Consider the following 20,108-nt stretch of genomic DNA (forward strand, 5'->3'; position numbering starts at 1 on the left):
ACCCTGCGTGCAGCATCGTTTCATGGCAGCCTCCCTGATTTGGCCGATTTTCTGGACAGTCGCATTGGCGCTCTTTTGAATCGGGTCAAGCGATGAGCCCCTTCAACGGGCTGACCCTGATCCTGGCGCGTGTCTTGCTAGTTGTAACTGCCCAAGCTGCATTTGTCATGCGTGCAGCCCCTGTTGCGCAGTTAGAAATATGTCGATACACGTTGCCCTGCACCACGTTACCCATTACGAATACGACCGCCCCGTGCAGCTCGACCCGCAAGTCATCCGCTTGCGTCCTGCCCCGCACAGTCGCAGCCGCATCCTGAGCTACAGCCTCCAGGTCGAGCCTGCAGACCATTTCATCAATTGGCAGCAAGACGCCTTTGCCAATTACCAGGCGCGCCTGGTCTTCCCGAAAAAAACCACCGCCTTCAAGGTCACGGTGGACGTGGTCACCGAAATGGCCGTGTTCAACCCGTTTGACTTCTTTCTGGAGCCCTCGGCCGAGGAAGTGCCGTTCAAGTACTCGGACACCGTCAAGGAAGAATTGCAGTCCTACCTGGACAAAAACCACAAAACCCCGCTGTTCAAGAAATACCTGGCCAGCATGGACCGAAAGCGTCAGCGCACCATCGACTTTTTGGTGCAAATCAACCAACGTCTGCACCAGGACATCCGCTACACCATCCGCATGGAGCCGGGTGTGCAAACACCCGAAGAAACGCTGACCCTCAAAAGTGGCTCGTGCCGCGACACGGCCTGGTTGCTGGTGCAGTTGTTCCGCCACATGAACATCGCCGCCCGTTTTGTCTCGGGCTACCTGATCCAGCTGGCCCCCGATGTCAAATCACTCGATGGCCCCAGCGGCACCGAAGTGGACTTCACCGACCTGCACGCCTGGTGCGAGGTGTATTTGCCCGGCGCAGGCTGGGTGGGGCTGGACCCGACCTCGGGTCTGTTGGCCGGTGAAGGCCACATTCCACTGGCCTGCACGCCCCAGCCCTCGGCGGCAGCCCCGATTGAAGGCCTGATGGACGAAGCCGAGGTCGAGTTCCACCACGAGATGAGCGTCACCCGCATCCACGAATCACCCCGCGTGACCCGGCCCTACAGCGAAGAACAATGGACCGAAGTGTTGGCCTTGGGCGAGCAAGTGGACGCGCAATTGGTGGCGCAAGACGTGCGCCTTACCATGGGCGGCGAGCCGACCTTTGTGGCCACCCACGACCGCGACGGCGCGGAATGGAACACCGATGCCCTGGGGCCCACCAAGCGGGGGCTGGCCACCGAGCTGGTGCACAAGCTGCGCCAACAATACGGCCAAGGCGGCTTTTTGCATTTTGGCCAAGGCAAGTGGTACCCCGGCGAGCAACTGCCGCGCTGGGCACTCAGCATTTACTGGCGCGCCGACGGCGCACCTTGCTGGCAAGACCCGGCGGTGTTTGCCGACGAGCGCGAGCCGAGTCACTGCACCAGCGCTGACGCCCTGCGTTTCATGCAAACCCTCACGCAACAGCTGGGCCTGCCCGCAGACACCGTGCTGCCCGGCTACGAAGACACTTGGTATTACCTGTGGCGTGAACGCCGATTGCCTGTGAACGTGGACCCGTTCGACGCCCGGCTGGACGACGAGATGGAGCGCATCCGCTTGCGCCGCGTGTTCAGCCAGGGGCTGGACCAGCCGGTGGGCTATGTGCTGCCCCTGCAGCCTGTTGAACCATCGGCGGGCTCAGCCAACCCGGCCCTGAGTAGCCCGGAGTCGCCCAAATGGCAAACCGGCCGCTGGTTCTTGCGCGACGAACGCATGTACCTCATGCCCGGCGACTCCCCCATGGGCTGGCGCTTGCCACTCGACTCTTTGCCCTGGGCCGCGCCGACCGACCGCTGGCACATGATCGAGCAAGACCCATTTGCCGCCCGCAGCGCCTTGCCAGCGGCGGCCCCTGTGACGATGCAGCCGCGGCACGCCCAAACAGCAACAGCAACGGCTTCAGCAACGCCTGCCGCCAAATTCGTGTCTGACGCCTCCGTGGTGCGCACCGCCCTGTGCGTGGAGGTGCGCGACCCGCGTCGCGCCAACGGCCCCAAGGTCGAGGCCGAGGCGCAAAAGCAAGGTGAGAAATCTGGCGTGCTGTACGTCTTCATGCCGCCTCTGGCGCGGCTGCAAGACTATCTGGCCCTGGTCAGCGCCGTCGAAGCCACCGCCAGATCGCTGGGCATGAAGATCGTCATGGAAGGCTACCCACCACCCCGCGACCCACGCCTCAAACTCCTGCAGGTCACGCCCGACCCCGGCGTGATCGAGGTCAACATCCACCCGGCCCACAACTGGGCCGAGCTGGTGGCGCACACCGAATTTTTGTACCAGGCGGCTTTCGAGACGCGCCTGTCGGCCGAAAAGTTCATGACCGATGGCCGCCACACGGGCACCGGCGGCGGCAACCACATGGTGATGGGCGGGGCCACGCCCGCAGACAGCCCGTTTTTGCGCCGGCCCGAGCTGCTGGCCAGCCTGGTCCTCTACTGGCACAACCACCCGAGCTTGAGTTATCTGTTCAGCGGCATGTTCATCGGCCCGACCAGCCAGGCCCCACGGGTGGACGAGGCACGCAACGACCAGGTCTATGAGCTGGAAATAGCGCTGCGAGAAATCACACGCCACCGCCAGAAGTTGGGCTCGGACATGCCGCCGTGGCTGGTGGACAGAACGCTCCGAAACATCCTGATCGACGTGACCGGCAACACCCACCGCAGCGAGTTTTGCATCGACAAGATGTACTCGCCCGACAGCAGCACGGGGCGTCTGGGTCTGTTGGAGCTGCGCGCTTTCGAGATGCCTCCTCATGCCCGCATGAGCATCGTGCAGCAACTGCTGCTGCGTGCGCTGGTGGCCCGCTTCTGGGACGAGCCGTATGTGGCCCCCGTGACCCGCTGGGGCACCGAGCTGCACGACCGCTTCATGCTGCCGCACTGGCTGCACAAGGACTTTGACGACGTGCTCACCGAGCTGGGCGATGCGGGCTTTCATTTCGACCCGAGCTGGTTTGCGCCGCATTTTGAGTTCCGCTTTCCGCTGGTCGGGCAGATCCGGGTCGATGGCGCGGTGGTCACCCTGCGCAACGCGCTGGAGCCCTGGCACGTCATGGGCGAAGAAAGCGGTGCAGGCGGCACCGCCCGCTATGTGGACTCGTCGCTCGAGCGCATCGAGGTGCATGTGAGCGGCATGAACCCTTCGCGCCACACCGTGACCGTGAACGGCAAACCCCTGCCCCTGCAGCCTACCGGCGTGGTGGGTGAGTACGTGGCCAGCGTGCGCTACAAGGCCTGGAACCCGCCCTCGTCGCTGCACCCGGGCATCGGCGTGCATGCGCCCCTCACGGTGGACCTGGTGGACACCTGGATGAAGCGTTCGCTCGGCGGCTGCCAGTACCACGTCGTGCACCCCGGTGGCCGCAGCTACGACAGCTTCCCGGTCAATGCGTATGAAGCCGAAAGCCGCCGCATGGCCCGCTTCTTCCGCATGGGCCACACCCCCGGCGCGATGAAACAGCTGACCGCACTCGGCCCCAACGCCACGCTGCACGCCAGCCCCGAGTTCCCCCACACGCTGGATTTGAGGCGGGTCTGATCGGCGACAATGGTTTGATGAATGCGCCTTCGACCCCAAACGACCGCCTGCCGCATGCGCACGCCATGAAATGGCTTTCGCTGCAGCAAGAGCGGGCGCCGGTCGGGCATTGGGACGAACTGCGGGGCCAAGTCACCTGCGCCACCAAACCACCGGCACCGGACGATGCCACCCAATCCATCAGTGGGCCGTGGCAAACCTTCATGGACCCCTTGGTCAGCGAAACCGCCGCGCAACGTGCCGACCTGAACACCCGCATGGCCCACCTGCAGCGGCAGGTGCGCGACAACGGCATCACCTACAACGTGTATGCCGCCGCCGACCAACCGCAGCGCCCCTGGTCGCTCGACCTGTTTCCACTCATGCTGGGGCATGCCGACTGGCAGCAGATCGAGGCGGGCGTGATGCAGCGCATGCAGCTGCTCGAACGCATCATGGCCGATGCCTACGGGCCGCAACAACTGGTGCTCAGTGGCCAACTGCCTGCCGCCTTGGTGCAAGGTCACCCCGCCTATTTGCCTGCCATGCAGGGCGTGTCGCCCGTGGGAGGGCGCTATTTGTCATTGGCCGCTTTCGACTTGGCTCGCGGCCCCGACGGCTGCTGGTGGCTGTTGTCACAACGCACGCAAGCGCCTTCGGGCCTGGGCTATTTGCTGGAAAACCGGCAAATTGTGTCGCGCCAGTTCCCTCAGGCCTTCGAAGCTTTCCCGGTGCAGCGGCTGGCCGAAACCTACCGCACCCTGATCGACGGCATCAAGGCCCGCAGCCCGGCGGGTGCTTCGGCCCACATCGCGCTGCTCACGCCCGGCCCCTACAACGAGACCTATTTTGAACACGCTTACCTGGCCCGCTACTTGGGCCTGAGTCTGGTGCAGGGCAACGACCTGACGGTGCGTGACGAAAAGCTTTACCTCAAAACGCTGCAAGGCTTGCAACCCGTGCACGGCCTGCTCAAGCGGGTGGACGACGATTGGCTCGACCCGCTGGAATTGCGTGCCGACTCGACACTGGGTGTGCCTGGTTTGCTGCAAGCGGTGCGCAGCGGCAACGTGCTGGTGGCCAACACGCCGGGCTCGGGTTTCCTCGAGTCCAATGCCTTGTTAGGCTTCATGCCCGTACTGGCGCGTGACTTGCTCGGCGAAGAACTGCAACTGCCCGCGATCCCGAGCTGGTGGTGCGGCGAAGCGGCGGCGCTGCAAGACGTGTTGCCGCGTATCCAAAGCTGCGTGATCAAACCCACTTACCCCTACAACACCGACCGGCAAAGCTTTGAGCCCGTGCTGGGCCACAGCTTGTCGCGCCAGGAACAAAACGAATGGGCGGGTCGCATCTTGCGCGACCCCGATGCCCACACCCTGCAATCGTGGTTGCCCCTGTCGCACCAACCCACCTGGCAAGCGGGCGCCGATGGTGCAGCCAGCATCCAGTCCCGTCCGGTGGTGCTGCGCGTGTTTGCCGTGGCCAACGCACAAGGCGGCTGGCAAGTGTTGCCCGGTGGCCTGGCCCGCTTGGGCACCCGCGCGGGCATTGCCTCGATGCAGCGCGGCGGCAGCAGCGCCGATGTCTGGGTGCAATCGCCCGAGCCGTCACAGTCACAGTCACAGTCCCAATCGCAAAGCCAATCGCAGTCTCAGTCGCAAAGCCTCTTGACGGCTGACACTACAGCCCAGCGCCAACGACTGGTCACCAGCCGCGCCGCAGAAAACCTGTTCTGGATGGGCCGCTACACCGAGCGCACAGAAAACACCTTGCGCCTGGTGCGCCTGAGCCTTGAAATTCTGAGCAGCGAAAACCAGAACCTGCCTTGCCTGCTGAACTTCATCACCAGCATGGCCACACGCCACGGCTTGGTAAGGGCAGGCGTGCCTGCCGCATCGCAAGCGCACCGCGTGTTCGAGCGCTCCTTGATCGCGGGCTTGTGGGACCAGGAACTGGCCACCAGCGTTGGCTTCAACTTGCGTGCCGTGCGGCTGGCCGCCGCTTCGGTGCGCGAACGCCTGTCACCCGAACACTGGCGTTTGCTCGAAGAAGCCGAGTCGCGCTTCTTCCAACCCGCTCGGGACAGCGCGGATGCCGAGTCCACCACCCCGACCCAAGTGGAAACATTGGCCGACACCGTGGCCGTGCAGAGGCTGTTGGCCGACACCAGCCAGATGCTGGCCGCTCTGACCGGGGCCCAAACCGACCGCATGAGCCGCGACGATGGCTGGCGTTTGCTGTCCATTGGCCGCCACATCGAGCGCTTGGAATTTTTGTCCCACGCCTTGAGCGAAGCCGTGCAACTGGACCTGATCGGCGAGCAAGCCGGTTTTGACGCCGTGCTCGACCTGTTTGACAGCACCATCAGCTTCCATGCCCAGTACCAGCAAAGCCGCACACCCCAAGCGTTGATGGATCTGCTCGTCACCAACGCCGACAATCCCCGATCCCTTGGCTGGGTGGCGCACACCCTGCGCTCACGCTTGCGCCGCATGGGCCAGCTGGCCGATGGTGCCACCTTGCCTCTGGCCGAACGGGTGCCTCACCTGATCGAGCGGACACCCGAAGCGCTGTGGCCGGTGGACAGCCCCGCAACCCGTCAAAACACCCCAACCGACAGCCCTCTGCCGCTGCATGATGCACTTACGCATTGCCAAACGGCGGCCCGTGATGTGTCGGACCAACTGTGCGGCCTGTTTTTCACGCACAGCGGCGAAGCCCGTTACAGCGTGGGCGCTTGACCTGACGGACACACCATGCGCCTGGCCATCACCCACGAAACCCGCTACCGTTACAGCCCTTCTGTGCAAACCGCTCAGCATGTGGCCCACTTACAACCGGCCGACACCCCATGCCAAAAGGTCATCAGCCACTGGATGCAGGTGGAACCCGAGGCCACGGTGCAGCACAACATCGACGCTTTTTTGAACCACCGTGCCTATTGGGCGCTGACGAACCCACACGACGGGCTGGTGGTCCGGGCGCACAGTGACATCATCACCTCGGTCATGGAACCCGGCACGTCTTCGCAAAGCTGGGAGTCGGTGCGAGAACATTTCCGCTACCGGGGCGGTCAGCTGGGCGATGTGCACAGCGGCTTTGTCTTTGGCTCGCACCATGCGCCCGTGCACGAAGCGTTTTTGGCCTACGCTCAGAGCAGCTTCACCCCTGGCCGCCCGTTGCTGCAGGCCGCACAAGAACTCACAGCACGCATGCACCGCGATTTGCGCTACGAATCGGAAAGCACCGACATCAACACCCCCGCGCTCGAAGCACTGGAAGCCAAGCGCGGTGTGTGCCAGGACTTTGCCCACATCTTGCTGGCCTGCCTGCGCTCACTGGGCTTGCCCGGCCGCTACGTGAGCGGCTACCTCTTGACCCAGCCCCCGCCAGGCCAGCCACGCCTGATCGGCAGCGACGCCTCACATGCCTGGGCCTCGGTCTACCTGCCCGAGTTGACCAGCCACGCCTGCCAAGGCTGGCTGGACCTGGACCCGACCAACAACCGTACCGGCTTGGCCAGCCCGGGCGAAGACTATGTTCGCCTGGCCGTAGGCCGCGACTTTGCCGACGTCTCACCCTTGCGTGGCGTGCTGCAAGGCGGCGGGGCGCACACCCTCGAAGTGGCTGTGACCGTGCAACCCCTTGAATGACCCGATGAATCAAACAACAGGAACATCCACATGAACAAGCGCCTCCTGCTCTGCTGCCTTGCTGCAGCACTCATGCCTTCTTTCGCCATGGCACAAACCCAAGCCCGCCTGGATGGCGGCAAGTTCGTCTCCAACCAGGAAACAACCGTCCAACGCTTGAACTGCAGTGGCACAGCAGTTCAGTTCGCCCGAGGTGTCCGCTGGACACCTGCCGACTACAGTCCTATTGTGAGCATCAACGACAGCGCGTCCGTTCAGCTTCATCCCAGCTGCTACACCCACATGTCCTGCGGAAATTTCAATGGCAAACCTGCCGTGGTGATCGTCGATGCACCGGCCTGCGGTGGCAATGCTGTTGGCGAAGATTACATCGTCATCGATCTGGCCTCCAGACGAAAACACGTGCTCAACTACGCGCAAGCACGCCAAGCCAAATTGATTCGTTGAGGTGGCACAGCCCTCCGAAAACCAGCGCATGACGCGGTACAGTTGAGCCTTTTACAGACTTTTCACAAGTCTGACAGCACGTGGCCTCCGTGCTGAAGGATGCATCCAACCCAAGAAGGAACCCCCATGAGCGTTTACGACAGCCTGAAATCCCTGAACATCGAATTGCCCCCCGTGGCTGCCCCTGCTGCGGCCTATGTGCCCTTTGTGCAAACCGGCAATTTGGTCTTTTTGTCCGGCCACATCGCCAAAAAAGACGGCAAAGTCTGGGTCGGTCAACTGGGCAAAAACACCAGCACTGCCGAAGGCCAGCAAGCCGCACGCGCTGTGGCGATTGACCTGATGGGCACACTGCACGCCGCCGTGGGCGACCTGAACAAGGTCAAGCGCATCGTCAAAGTGATGAGCCTGGTCAACTCGACCGGCGACTTCACCGAGCAGCACCTGGTCACCAATGGCTGCAGCGAACTGCTGGGCCAGGTGTTCGGCACGCAAGCCGGTGCCCATGCCCGCAGCGCTTTTGGTGTGGCCCAAATCCCGATGGGCGCTTGCGTCGAGATCGAGCTGATTGCCGAAATCGGCTGACCTGCCATTTCAACCCGGAGACACCCCATGACCATTTCCATGTCCAGCGCCAGCTTGCCCGTGTGCACCCGCATGCTCACCAACCTCAGCCACATCCTGGCCAAGGCCGAGCAATTTGTCGAAGCCAAAAAGATCGACCCCACGGCGCTGACCACCTACCGTCTCGCCCCCGACATGTTTCCGTTCACCCGCCAGGTGCTGATCGCCTGCGATGCGGTGAAAAACGGCGTGGCCCGCATTTCAGGCGTGGAAGCGCCCAAGTTCGACGACACCGAAACCACACTGGCCCAGCTGCAAGAGCGTATCCAGAAAACCCTGGCCTTCATCGCCACCGTGCCCGCCGCTGCGCTGGACGGCACTGAAGACAAAGAGATTACTTTCCCCGCAGGTCCGGGCAAAACCCGCACTCTCAAAGGCCAGGACTACCTGACCGGCTGGATGCTGCCCAACATGTACTTCCACATCACCACGGCCTACACCATCTTGCGCCACAACGGCGTGGATGTGGGCAAGGTCGATTACCTGTTGGGGGCGCAGGGCTGAAGCCCTGCACCTGCCCGATCAGCGGCAACTGAAGTTGCTCGCGTCTTCCGGGTTGCCTGTGCCCTTGTAGTGCGCGTATTGCGGGTAGGCGCACAGCGGGCGTGTGCGGCCCGGGTACACCGCCGTGCCGCTGGCGGGCACGCTTTGGGGGGCCTGGCCTTTTTCGACCCAGTCCACCAGGCTGCCCAAGCCATCGATGCTGTCGGTGGCAGCGCCGCCTGCGCAGTGACCCATGCCGGGCACCAGGAAGAGGCGCGCAAACTCGTTGGTTTTCGGGCCGTTCTGGCTAGTCAGACGCTGGTAATAGTCCACCATCTCGTCGGCCGAGAAGATCGGGTCGGCCATGCCGTGGATGAACATCAGCTTGCCGCCACGCGCCTGGTAACCCGTCAACTTGGCATCGTCAGCCGTGTTGAAGATCCACGCATGCGCGTCCATTCGCTGAGGATCGCGGTCAAAGTCAAACTTGTAAATGCTCAAACTGCGGTCGGGCGGCGTGACAAAGTAGCCCTGCAGCGCATCCTCCATCAGGAACACATGGCGCGAATTGGCCTTGGCCGTGGGCGAATTGCCCAGCTTCCACATGCGCCAGTCGTTTTGGGGGTGGCCGATGCCCGCATCCCAGGGCCACGAGAAATACAGCGGCTGACCGGCCGAGTTTTTGGCCCCTGTGAACATTTTCTTGAGAGCACCCACCTGCGCGGGGGCCAGGCAGCTGTCGTCTTTCGCGCCCTTGCACTGCAAGGCCGCCACATCGAACTTGCAGGCCGCCGGGTTCGACACCAGGCCATCGGCCACGCCGTCCTGCGCATCGCAAGCGTTCAGAACCCCTTTGCGCACCAAGGCCAGGTCTCCATCCGACAGCGCCTGGCTGAGCACCGGCTGGCCGTCAGCACCTTTAGGGGCAATGGCCTGCAGCGCCTGCGTGTCCCAGGCCGCCGCGATGGTGGCGCCCTTGGACACGCGCATGGCCGGGGCCATGGCGATCACACCGTCAAAGTAACTGGGGAAGCGCTGGGTGAACATCATGGCCTGACGCCCGCCACCCGAGCAGCCGATGAAGTAAGACTTGTCGGCGGGCTTGCTGTAGAACTGACGGATCAGCGCTTTGGCTGTCACAGCGACTTTGTCGTGCGCGTTGTAAGCGTTGTCGGTGCGGGCGATCGGATCGAACCCGAAATCGGCCGTAGGCCCTTGGTGCCCGGCATCGGTCGTGACCACCGCAAAGCCGCGGTTGAGTGCGTAGCCCGGTGCGGCTTGCGGCCCCACAGCGGGGCGCACCACGCCGTCGTTGCCGCCACCGCCCTGGTACAAAAAGCGGCCATTCCAGGCGGTGGGCAAGCGCAGTTCAAAGCCAATGTGGTACGGCTTGCCATCCTGCCCCATGCGCTCGGCCATCTTGCCGTTCACCTTGCAATGCGCCACCAGCATGGGGCCGGTGGTAGCGCCCGGCGGGCGCGTGCTGTCGCCTGCCACGGCTTCGGTTTTCAGAGTCATGCCCGGCAAGGCAGTCGCCGCAAAAGCGGCGCAGTCCGAGGTCTGCGCCGAGACTGCACCGCTGGCAGTCAACAGTGCGCCCAGGACCCAAGTCGTTTTGATGTTCAGGTTTTGCATGAATAGCGTTCCTTGTGACAGGTGTTCGTTATGGGTGTTCGTGACAGGCATTCACTTGCACGAGAAGCTGCTGACGTCTTCCACCGAACCACTGCCCTTGTAAGTGGCCACCGTGGGGTAGGCGCACAGCGGGCGGGTGCGTTGGGCAGACCAGTCGGCAGGCAGCTCGGTGTTCACACCGCCCGCATTGCCCGCACCGCGCACGCTGGCCACCACGGCCTGCGGTGCCACGCCCTGCTCCACCCACTGCACCAGCGGGCCGAGCAGGTCAAACTGGTCGGCAGCCGGGCCCATGCTGCAATGGTTCATGCCCGGCACGGGGAAGTAACGCGCAAAGTCAGACGCGGGGTTGCCACCCGTCTTACCCAGGCGTTCCACCCACTGACGGGTGTCATCGGCCGAGAAAATCGCATCGCTCACCCCGTGGTACATCACCACCTTGGCGCCGCGCGCACGCAAGGCAGCCATGTTGGCGGGGTTGGCTTCGCCGGGTGGCGTCATGAGCGACCAGCCCGATTCGCGGTGGCTGTCGTTGGTGGCCGAAAACTGGGCCAGGCGCGCCGTGATGTTGTCCTTGAGCGGGTCCACCGGTGTCGGTGGCACACTGAAAATCGTGCTCAAGGCCAGCGGATCACGGACCAATGAATCGATGAATTTCCAGCTGCCCCAATTGGCCCCGGCCACGCCCGTGTCGTAAGGGAATGGCGCGTAAATTCTTTGTCCGGCGGGCGTGTGCGCGCCGTCAAACACACGGGCGACCACATCCTTTTGCGCCGGGGTCAGGCAAGCGCCGTTACGCTCGCCGGTGCAGGTCGCCACATCGGTCTTCACGTTGAAGGCCGCCTGGCAAGCCTGGGTGGCCTGCACCATGCCGTCCTTGGCACCATCGAGCGCATCGCATTTCTCAGCAATCGCTTTGGCCACGGTCTGGCGCTCTTGCGGGGTGAAGGCACTGGCCAGATCGGGCAAGGTGCCATTGGGGTTGAGCGGGTTCTTCACGGTGGCACCGGGTGTGGCCAGCGCTGCCCACTGCTGCGCACCCCAGATTTGCGCCAGCGCGGCATAAGGCAGGCGGTAGCCGGGTGCGCCGACCAGATAGCCGTCGTATTGCTCACCCACACGCGCTGCCGCCACCATGGCGTGACGCCCGCCGTTGGAGCAGCCGCCGATGTAAGAGCGGTCAGGCCCTTTGCCGTAAGCCCCGGCAATCAGCTGTTTGGCCATGGGTGTGAGTTTTTCAACGGCCTGGTAGCCGTAGTCCAGCCGGGCCTGTGGCTCCAGACCGAACACCGTGGTTTGCGGGCCGCTGTGCCCGGCGTCCGAGCTGATCACGGCAAAGCCTTGCATGAGTGCGCCCGTCAGCGGGCCACCGCCCAAAGCGCCTAAAGCGGGCACCACCGCCCCGTCCAGCCCGCCATTGCCTTGGTAATAAAAACGGCCATTCCAAACCACCGGCAAACGCATCTCAAAGCCAATGGCGTAGTCGCGCCCATCGCTGCCCTTGCGCTCATGCATGCGACCCTTCACAAGGCAGTGCGCGGGCACGGCTTTGTCGCCTTGCATCACCGCACCCGCAGACACAGACGCCGCCGAATCGATGCGCGTGTGGGGCAGTTGCAGGCTGGACGCCAAGGCCTCGCATTGGGGCAAGCTGGCCCCTGTGGCCGCTTTCAGGGGGGCTGGCGGTGTGCTTTGCAAAGTGCCGCAAGCCACCAGCACGCTGACCGCCGATAAAACACCCAGGCCCTGAAGGGCGCGGTGCATGGAGATGGAACGCATGGTGCGTCTCCTCAGGTGTGGGTGCAAAACGAGCCGTTTCAATCGGCCTTGAAGCCGGTGGCCGCCACGGCCTTGCCCCAGGTCACGGTGTCGGCGGCGATGATGCGGGCGAACTCTTCACGGTTGGTGCCGGTCACGCGAAAGCCCGACTCTTCGAGCTTGGCTTTGAGGTCAGGCGACTTGACAGCTTTCTGAATGTCCGCGCTCAGCTTGGCCAGGATGTCGGCGGGCACTTTGGACGGCGTCACGATGCCAAACCAGGACGAAAATTCCAGGTTGTTGTAACCCTGCTCCTTGATGGTGGGCACATCGGGCAAGGCACCTGTGCGGGTGGCCCCGGTGCTGCCCAGCGCGACCAACTTGCCCGCTTTCACATTGGGTGCGGCCAGACCTACGCTGGCGAACACGCCTTGCACGTCACCGCTGAAGAGGCCGCCCAGCGCATCGCCCGTGCTCTTGTAGTGCACGGCTTCGGGCTTGAGTTTGACCGCATCGCCAAACATGAAGGCGCCAAAGTGGCCAGGTGTGCCCGCACCAAAGGTGGCCATGAACAAGCCCTTTTGCTGCTGTGTCCAGCTCACGAATTCCTTGACGTTTTTGGCGGGCACTTTTTGCGGGTTGACCAGCAACACAAAGTCGGCGCTGACCACCTGGCTCACGGCCGCAAAGTCCTTGGCGGGGTCATAGGGCAGTTTGTTGTAGCTGCTGGGGGCGATGCTGAGCTGACCGGTTTCACCCAGCATCAGGGTGTAGCCATCGGCTGCCGCACGGGCCGCTTCGCTGGCGGCGATCAGGCCACCGGCCCCGGGCTTGTTGTCCACAATCACGCCCATGTTGTTCCAGCTCTCCGACAGCTTTTGCGCCAGCAAGCGCGCCACGATGTCGGGGCCGGCGCCTGCGGGGAAGCCCACGATCACGCGCACTGGCCGGTTGGGATAGCCCTGTGCGGATATAGGTGTTTGCGCCAGTGCGCCCAGGCTCACGGTGCCCAGCGTCAGCCCCACAGCCAACGCCGCATGGCGACGGGTCAATGCCGTCATGGTGTTGAAAACGGTTTTCATGGTGTTTGTCCCCAGTAGAAAAAAGAAATGAAAGAGAAATCAGCCTGCTCAGGCCACTTCAAAAAAGCGCATCACCACCCGGTCGGGGTGGCGGGCACCCGTGCCCAAGAAAAGGCGCTCAGTGATCCAGGCAAGCGACTTGGAAGCCGTCTCGAAACTCGGACTGCAGCGGAAGTAAACCGACTCGGGCGGCACCGGCTCACCGCGCACCAGCCGCGCCATCACCTCGGGCGCGGCGGTGCGCACGGCGCGGTTTTGCACAAAGATCAGATCACCGCCATCGGTCTCGATGGTGTAGCGGGCGTCCAGCTCGGCCATGCGCTCGTTCACGATCAACTGGAAGTCCGCGCCACCAGGCAGCACGCGGGCCGTCCAACCCTGGCCCTGCACCTCGCCTCCCAGAATGGGAATCAAGCGGCGCACGCCGTGGTGGGTCTGGCCGACTTCCTGGGGCTTGTCCACCTGGACAGACAGATCGGCAAAAAAGCGGAGTGTGGGTGTGGGCAAATTCAGCATTCGCCTAGGGTATTCCTGTCTTCTGAGCTTGTCTGTCATCCCATAAGATGACAAAACAAAGTTTGCCCCCGAAGTTTGCTCCCCATGCGCCAGTGGACCCCCTCCCCCGTCAGCAACAGCCCGTTCCAGGCGCTGCAAGGCCTCATTGGCCTGGTGGGCCAGCAGCGCGCGTTTGAATCGGCCCTGCTGGAGCACCTGCACCCCATCGTGCCAGCAGCCTCGTACGCCATCTACCAGACCGGCCAGGGTTGCGACCCGACCCTGTTCATGTCGGCCAGCCTGGGCGTGCCCGACACCACTCGGGACTGCTGGAATGCCTACCTGTCCGGCCCCTATCGGAGCGACCGCACCTTGGCCAGCCAGGTCCCCACCTCGGAGCAGCCCGTGCTGTGCCACATCACCGCGCCCGAAGTGCCCGCCCAGCATCGCGCCCGCGTGTACGAAGCACACGGCATGGCCGAACGCGTGTCGGTGGTGCAGCACAAGGACGCCTCGGTGTTTGCGATCAACTTTTACCGGCACGAACACCAGCGCCCCTTCAGCGACGCCCACCTGTCGGACTTTGAATCGCTGGCCCCGATCCTGCTGGCGCTCACGCAAAAACAAATCGAACTGACCCGCCCCCGCATGGGCCAACGCAGTGCAGCGCACTGGACACAGCGCCTGCAGCAAGCAGCTCCAGACCTGACTCTGCGCGAGCGCGAAGTCTGTGCCCGCCTGCTGTGTGGCATGACCCAGGACGGCATTGCCAACGACCTGGGACTGAGCCTGCCCACGGTCAAGACTTACCGCAACCGCGCCTTTGCCCGGCTGGGCATCCACTTCAAAAACGAATTGTTCGCGCTGTTTGCGGGCTGATGGCCATCCCGGCCTCGGCCCCCCTGACGTTCAGCTGGATTCGGGAATCGGTGAATCAAAATCCAGCCCGGCAAACTCGAAGCCGCGCTTGTGGTCCACCAAATGTTTGCGGGTCCAGGCTACAGCGGACTCGGCGTCACGCTGCTTGAGCGCGTCGTACACGTGGCGGTGCGCTTCGAGCAAGCGGGCCCCGGATTGCGGCAAAGCGGGCGCAATGGCCGCATACCCCGAGCGCATCAGCAAACTGACCGGCGCACGCGCCAGCAGCAAGGCCTGGTTGTGTGTGGCTTCGGCGATCAGCGACTGGAACTCGATGGTGGCGGTGATGGGTGACTGACCGCCCTTCACCAGCTCGGCGGTGTGGTCCAGATTGCGCTCCAGCTGCGCCAACTCTTCGCCATTGATGCGTTCGGCCGCCAGACTGGCACACATGGGCTCCAGTGTGGAGGCGACCTCCCACACATCACGGTAGGTGACCTGCTGCATGCGCAAAGCCCGCTCGGCCGCCTGCGCCAGATCTTCGTGCCGGGGAATCGTCACCACCAGGCGCTTGCCCACGCGCTGGAGCAAGCCGTCCTGCTCCAGTTGGCGCAAGCCTTCGCGAATGGTGGAGCGGTGCACTCCGAAACGGGTGGCCAGATCGGTCTCTGTCGGGAAGGCCTGCCCGGCCTGAACTTCGCCGCGCACGATGCGCTGACGCAAATCTTCCGACACGACGCGGTAGGCGGGTGTCATCTGAAGTTTGGGAATGTCCATCATCGCAGCGGCATAAAAAACAGCATGCGCTCATTGTAGGAGTCTGCCTGCGGCTGGCTCAATGACAAACCCTCCGCGTGGCAGACACCTGAAGACACCCGAACTCAATCTGCGGTGAAGCCTGAAGCCTTGATGACCGGCTCCCACTTTTTGATGGACGCGTTCTGGCGGTCCACCAGCTCCTGGGTGGACTTGCCCACGGGCAGGTAACCCATGCCGATCAGTTTTTCTTTCACATCGGGCATGGCCATGATTTTGGCCAAGGCCTTGTTCCAGGCCTCCACCGCGCTGGCAGACGTGCCCGCAGGCGCATACAGGGCGTTGAAGCCGGCACCGCTGATGGCCGGGAAACCCAGCTCGGTGAAGGTCGGCACATCGGGGGCCTGCGGGATGCGCTGTTCGGTGGACACCGCCAGCATCTTGATCTTGCCGGCCTTGTGGTTTTCCACCTGGCTGCTGGCCACGTCGATGGACGAGCTGATCTGACCGCCCATCAGGGCCAGGTTGATCGGCGCACTGCCCTGGAAGGGGACATGCTGCATCGGCACGTTGATGGCATTGCCCAGCATGAGGCCAAAGAAATGGTGCGGCGCACCCAGCGCCGGGATGCCGAAATTGGCGTCGTTGGGGTTCTTGCGCGCCCAGGCCACGTATTCGGCCCAGGTGTTGACCTTGGGCGCAGTGCCCACGGCAAAACTGAAAGCGAATTCGGCCGCCGTGCCGATCGGCACGAGGTCTTTCTTGGGATCGTAGTTGAGCTTCTTGAAGGTGAAGGGGTAGAGCGCAGTCAGCGCATCTGGGCCCAGCATGACCACACTGCCATCGGCAGGCGAGCCCTTGAGCGCATCCACCGCAATGCGGCCACCGGCACCGGCCTTGTTGTCGACCACCACGGGCCGGTTCAGCTCGGTCTTGGCTTTTTCGGCAATCAGGCGGGCGATCGCATCAAACGAACCGCCGGCAGGAAAGCCGACGAGGATCTTGGCAGGCGCACCCTCCTGTGCGCTGGCGGGCATGGCGGCCGCCATGCCCAACAGACTGGCCAGCAAAGTGCTAAGGGTGAGTCGGCGGTTCAGATGTTTCATGCTTGTCTCCTGTTGTGGGTATGAAAAAGGGGATGCGTGATCTCTCAAAAATCGGGCTGGCCCTGGGCTATGGCCCAGCCCCACTGCGCCACGGGTTCAGCCATGGCCGCAATCTCTTTGGCGGTGGCGTTGGACGCCGTGCCTTCGCGCTCACGTTGGCCAATGCCATGCAGGATGGCGCTCAGACGGAACAGATTGAAGGCGAGGTAAAACGGCCAGTCCTTCAACACTGCGGGTGTGTCCCAGCCCATGCGCTCGGCATAGCGGGTCACATGCTCCTGCTCGGCAGGCAGACCGAGCGCAGGCAAATCCTGGTCGCCGTAGCCACGCAAAATGCCAGCGGGCATGTGCCACGCCAGCGCGCTGTACGACAGGTCACTTAAAGGGTGGCCGAGCGTGCACAACTCCCAGTCCAGCACCGCCACCACTTCGGGGCGCGTGGGATGGAACATCAGGTTTTCCATGCGGTAGTCGCCATGGGTGATGCAGGTGTGCCGTGCATCATCGGCCCCGGCCGGAATGTGCTGCGGCAGCCACGCAATCAGCTGCTCCATGGCGGGCACAGGCGCCTGACGGCTGACCTGGTACTGCTGCGTCCAGCGGCGGATCAAGCGGCTGTAATAGCCCTCGTGTCGGCCAAAGTCCTGCAGCCCCAGCTGCCGCCAGTCCACCTGGTGCAAGGCAGCCAGCACCCGGTTGGCCGCCATGAAGTAGTCACTGCGCTCGGCAACAGGCACTTCAGGCAAGGTGGCGTCGCGGAAGATGCGGCCCTGCACAAAGTCCATGACATAAAACGCCACGCCGATGACCGATTCGTCTTCGCAAAGGGCCCACACACGCGGCACCGGCACTTCGGTATCCGCCAGCGCCTGCAGGATGCGGTACTCGCGCTCGATGGCGTGGGCCGAAGGCAGCAACTCGGCTGCAGGTGCCGGCTTGGCCCTGAGCACCCATGACTGCCCTGCCCCACGCAGCAACCACGACGGGTTGGATTGGCCGCCGTCCATGCGCTCGGCCCGCAATTGCGCATCCACGCCCGGCACACGCGGTGCCAGCCAGGCCACCAAAGCCGGCAAATTCAAATCCGCCCCCATGGGCTGGGCGGTCACAGGGCTGTCGATGGTGCTGTTGTCGTGCATTGAATTTAATTGTCGGACAATCCGTCCGAAATCAAATTCAGTGGAAACCCTGAGCACTCTCCGAAGGCGGGCTACCGGACCTCAAATGCAGCGATGTGTCTTCACTCCACCCGCGTCACCCGGTTCGGCTTGAAGCCCAGATCGGCCACTTTGCCCTTCTTGGCGCGTGCGGCTTTGGCGTTGTTCAGGCTGCGGATTTCCAGCGTTTCTTCGCGCTCTTTGCCACCGCGCCCAATGCCTTCGATCTTGACGCTGCGGGTGTAGGCCGCTGCACCCGCGAGGGTGTCTTTGGCTTCCAGGTCGATCAGCATCAGGCCCCGGCCGCCTTTTTCCATGGTTTTGAGTTCGCTGATTTCAAACGTCAGCACGCGGCCGCCAGCACTGGCGCAGCAAACGCTGGTGGCCGCGGGCATGGGCTGCTTGTCGGCAGGCACCGTAGCACTGCTGCCACTCACATGGCTGGGGGGGCAGACGGTTTCGCCATCGCCTAGGCTGATGAAGGCCTTGCCTGCCTTGTTGCGCGAGACCATGTTCTCGACCGAGGCCATGAAGCCGTAGCCGCCTGAACCGCTCAGCAGCAGCGTGGCGTTGGCCGGCCCCGCAAAGTAGTGGGCGATTTGCGTGGTGGGCTCCAGCTCGATCAGCGTGGTGACCGGCTGGCCGTCGCCACGGGCACCGGGCAGTGTGGCCACGGGCACGCTGTAAATGCGGCCATTGCTGCCAAAGATCAGCAGCGTGTCCACCGTGCGGCACTCAAAGGTGCCATACAAACCGTCGCCCGCCTTGAAGGCGAAGCTGGTGGCGTCGTGGCCGTGGCCGGTGCGGGCACGAACCCAGCCTTTTTCCGACACGACCACCGTCACGGGTTCGTCCACCACTTTGACTTCGGCCACGGCTTTTTTCTCTTCCTGGATCAGCGTGCGGCGTGGGTCGGCAAAGGTTTTGGCGTCGGCCTCGATCTCCTTGATCATCAGGCGGCGCAGCGCGGCGGGGCTGCCCAATATCTCTTCGAGCTTGCCCTGCTCTTCGCGCAGCTCGCTCAACTCTTGTTCGATCTTGATGGCCTCCAGACGGGCCAGTTGGCGCAGACGAATCTCAAGAATGTCTTCGGCCTGGCGGTCGCTGAGCTTGAAGGCTTCAATCAACGCGGGCTTGGGCTCGTCGCTGTGGCGAATGATGCGGATCACCTCGTCGATGTTGAGCAACACCAGCTGACGGCCTTCCAGAATATGGATGCGGTCCAGCACCTTGTTCAGACGGTGCTGGCTGCGGCGGGTGATGGTGGTCTGGCGGAAGCTGATCCACTCCACCAGCATCTGGCGCAGCGACTTCTGGATCGGTTTGCCATCGATGCCCACCGAGGTCATGTTGATCGGGGCCGAGGTTTCCAGACTGGTGTGGGCCAGCAAAGCGGTGATCAGTTCCTGCTGCTCAATGCGGCTGGTCTTGGGCTCGAACACCAGGCGCACGGCGGCGTCTTTGCTCGATTCGTCACGCACCACGTCCAGCACGGCGAGCATGCTGGCCTTGAGCTGCAGCTGGTCGGTGCTGAGCGCCTTCTTGCCGGCTTTGACTTTGGGGTTGGTCAGTTCTTCGATTTCTTCGAGCACGCGCTGCGAGCTGACGCCCTGCGGCAACTCGGTCACCACCAGTTGCCACTGGCCCCGGGCCAGTTCTTCGATCTTCCAGCGGGCACGCACCTTGAGGCTGCCGCGACCGGTGCGGTAGGCATCGGCAATGTCACTGGCCGGGCTGATGATCTGGCCGCCACCGGGGTAGTCGGGGCCCGGGATGATGGCCATCAACTCGCTGTCGCTCAACTTGTCGTTGCGGATCAAGGCCACGCAGGCGTCGGCCACTTCGCGCAGGTTGTGGCTCGGGATCTCGGTGGCCAGACCCACGGCGATGCCGCTGGCACCGTTGAGCAGGCTGAACGGCAAGCGGGCGGGCAGCTGGCGCGGCTCTTCGGTGGAGCCGTCGTAGTTGGGGATGAAGTCCACTGTGCCCATGTCGATCTCGTCGAGCAACAAGCTGGTGATGCGGGCCAGACGTGCCTCGGTGTAACGCATGGCGGCAGCGCCATCGCCGTCGCGCGAGCCAAAGTTGCCCTGGCCATCGATCAGCGGGTAGCGCTGCGAAAAATCTTGCGCCATGCGCACCAGCGCGTCGTACGCCGCCGTGTCACCGTGCGGGTGGTAACGGCCGAGCACATCGCCCACCACGCGGGCACTTTTGACCGGCTTGGCGGCGGTGTTGTTGTTCGGGCCGCTGTAGGACAAACCCATGCGGTCCATCGAATACAAAATGCGCCGCTGCACCGGCTTTTGGCCGTCGCACACATCGGGCAAGGCGCGGCCTTTGACGACGGACAGCGCGTATTCGAGGTACGCACGCTGGGCGTAAGCGCCCAGGTGGTCGCCTTCGGGCGCTGCGTCGGTGACGGGGGTTAACAGGTCAGTGGTCATGTCAATGGT

15 protein-coding genes are annotated in these 20,108 nt (G+C 63.5%); 7 read left to right on the plus strand and 8 right to left on the minus strand.

Going from position 1 to position 20,108, the window contains the following annotated elements; all coding sequences use genetic code 11:
* The first annotated feature begins 199 nt into the window (after positions 1–199).
* The 6 genes from ACZ5VE_RS08935 to ACZ5VE_RS08960 all read left to right on the plus strand — a co-directional run bounded on the left by ACZ5VE_RS08935 (position 200) and on the right by ACZ5VE_RS08960 (position 8,826).
* Positions 200–3,619, plus strand: a complete 3,420-nt coding sequence (locus ACZ5VE_RS08935) for a transglutaminase family protein (protein ID WP_464454840.1) — start codon at positions 200–202, stop codon at positions 3,617–3,619.
* A 17-nt stretch (positions 3,620–3,636) separates the two neighbouring features.
* Entirely contained in the window at positions 3,637–6,339 is a 2,703-nt protein-coding gene (locus ACZ5VE_RS08940; RefSeq protein WP_464454841.1) for a circularly permuted type 2 ATP-grasp protein, read from the plus strand.
* 15 nt (positions 6,340–6,354) lie between these two features.
* Positions 6,355–7,251: a transglutaminase family protein gene (locus tag ACZ5VE_RS08945; protein ID WP_464454842.1), complete on the plus strand. Its 897-nt coding sequence runs from the start codon at positions 6,355–6,357 to the stop codon at positions 7,249–7,251.
* Between the two features lie 30 nt (positions 7,252–7,281).
* On the plus strand, positions 7,282–7,698 hold the full coding sequence (locus ACZ5VE_RS08950; RefSeq protein ID WP_464454843.1) for a hypothetical protein: 417 nt from the start codon (positions 7,282–7,284) through the stop codon (positions 7,696–7,698).
* A gap of 126 nt (positions 7,699–7,824) precedes the next feature.
* Entirely contained in the window at positions 7,825–8,283 is a 459-nt protein-coding gene (locus ACZ5VE_RS08955; protein ID WP_464454844.1) for a RidA family protein, read from the plus strand.
* A 27-nt stretch (positions 8,284–8,310) separates the two neighbouring features.
* A complete protein-coding gene (locus ACZ5VE_RS08960; RefSeq protein ID WP_464454845.1) occupies positions 8,311–8,826 on the plus strand; it encodes a DUF1993 domain-containing protein in 516 nt (171 codons plus the stop codon).
* Positions 8,827–8,844: 18 nt separating this feature from the next.
* Here the strand turns inward: ACZ5VE_RS08960 and ACZ5VE_RS08965 are convergent, their stop codons facing one another.
* Genes ACZ5VE_RS08965 through ACZ5VE_RS08980 form a run of 4 tightly spaced genes read right to left on the minus strand, consistent with a single transcriptional unit; the run spans position 8,845 to position 13,796 of the window.
* Entirely contained in the window at positions 8,845–10,440 is a 1,596-nt protein-coding gene (locus ACZ5VE_RS08965) for a tannase/feruloyl esterase family alpha/beta hydrolase (protein WP_464454846.1), read from the minus strand.
* Between the two features lie 51 nt (positions 10,441–10,491).
* On the minus strand, positions 10,492–12,219 hold the full coding sequence (locus tag ACZ5VE_RS08970; protein ID WP_464454847.1) for a tannase/feruloyl esterase family alpha/beta hydrolase: 1,728 nt from the start codon (positions 12,217–12,219) through the stop codon (positions 10,492–10,494).
* Positions 12,220–12,257: 38 nt separating this feature from the next.
* The gene (locus ACZ5VE_RS08975) at positions 12,258–13,280 is read right to left on the minus strand and encodes a Bug family tripartite tricarboxylate transporter substrate binding protein (RefSeq protein WP_464454848.1); all 1,023 of its coding nucleotides are present in this window, start codon (positions 13,278–13,280) and stop codon (positions 12,258–12,260) included.
* A gap of 48 nt (positions 13,281–13,328) precedes the next feature.
* Entirely contained in the window at positions 13,329–13,796 is a 468-nt protein-coding gene (locus tag ACZ5VE_RS08980; protein WP_464454849.1) for a DUF3237 domain-containing protein, read from the minus strand.
* An 84-nt stretch (positions 13,797–13,880) separates the two neighbouring features.
* Here ACZ5VE_RS08980 and ACZ5VE_RS08985 point away from each other — a divergent pair, with 84 nt between their 5' ends.
* Positions 13,881–14,654, plus strand: a complete 774-nt coding sequence (locus ACZ5VE_RS08985; RefSeq protein WP_464454850.1) for a helix-turn-helix transcriptional regulator — start codon at positions 13,881–13,883, stop codon at positions 14,652–14,654.
* A 30-nt stretch (positions 14,655–14,684) separates the two neighbouring features.
* Here the strand turns inward: ACZ5VE_RS08985 and ACZ5VE_RS08990 are convergent, their stop codons facing one another.
* The 4 genes from ACZ5VE_RS08990 to parC all read right to left on the minus strand — a co-directional run bounded on the left by ACZ5VE_RS08990 (position 14,685) and on the right by parC (position 20,099).
* Positions 14,685–15,413 carry a FadR/GntR family transcriptional regulator gene (locus ACZ5VE_RS08990; RefSeq protein ID WP_464454851.1) on the minus strand — a complete coding sequence of 243 codons (729 nt, stop codon included), beginning with the start codon at positions 15,411–15,413 and terminating at the stop codon, positions 14,685–14,687.
* Between the two features lie 101 nt (positions 15,414–15,514).
* A complete protein-coding gene (locus ACZ5VE_RS08995) occupies positions 15,515–16,495 on the minus strand; it encodes a Bug family tripartite tricarboxylate transporter substrate binding protein (RefSeq protein ID WP_464454852.1) in 981 nt (326 codons plus the stop codon).
* A gap of 44 nt (positions 16,496–16,539) precedes the next feature.
* Positions 16,540–17,634 carry a phosphotransferase family protein gene (locus ACZ5VE_RS09000; protein WP_464454853.1) on the minus strand — a complete coding sequence of 365 codons (1,095 nt, stop codon included), beginning with the start codon at positions 17,632–17,634 and terminating at the stop codon, positions 16,540–16,542.
* Between the two features lie 101 nt (positions 17,635–17,735).
* Positions 17,736–20,099, minus strand: a complete 2,364-nt coding sequence (parC, locus tag ACZ5VE_RS09005; protein WP_464454854.1) for a DNA topoisomerase IV subunit A — start codon at positions 20,097–20,099, stop codon at positions 17,736–17,738.
* Positions 20,100–20,108 lie beyond the last annotated feature (9 nt).

Source organism: Limnohabitans sp. INBF003, assembly GCF_055396645.1.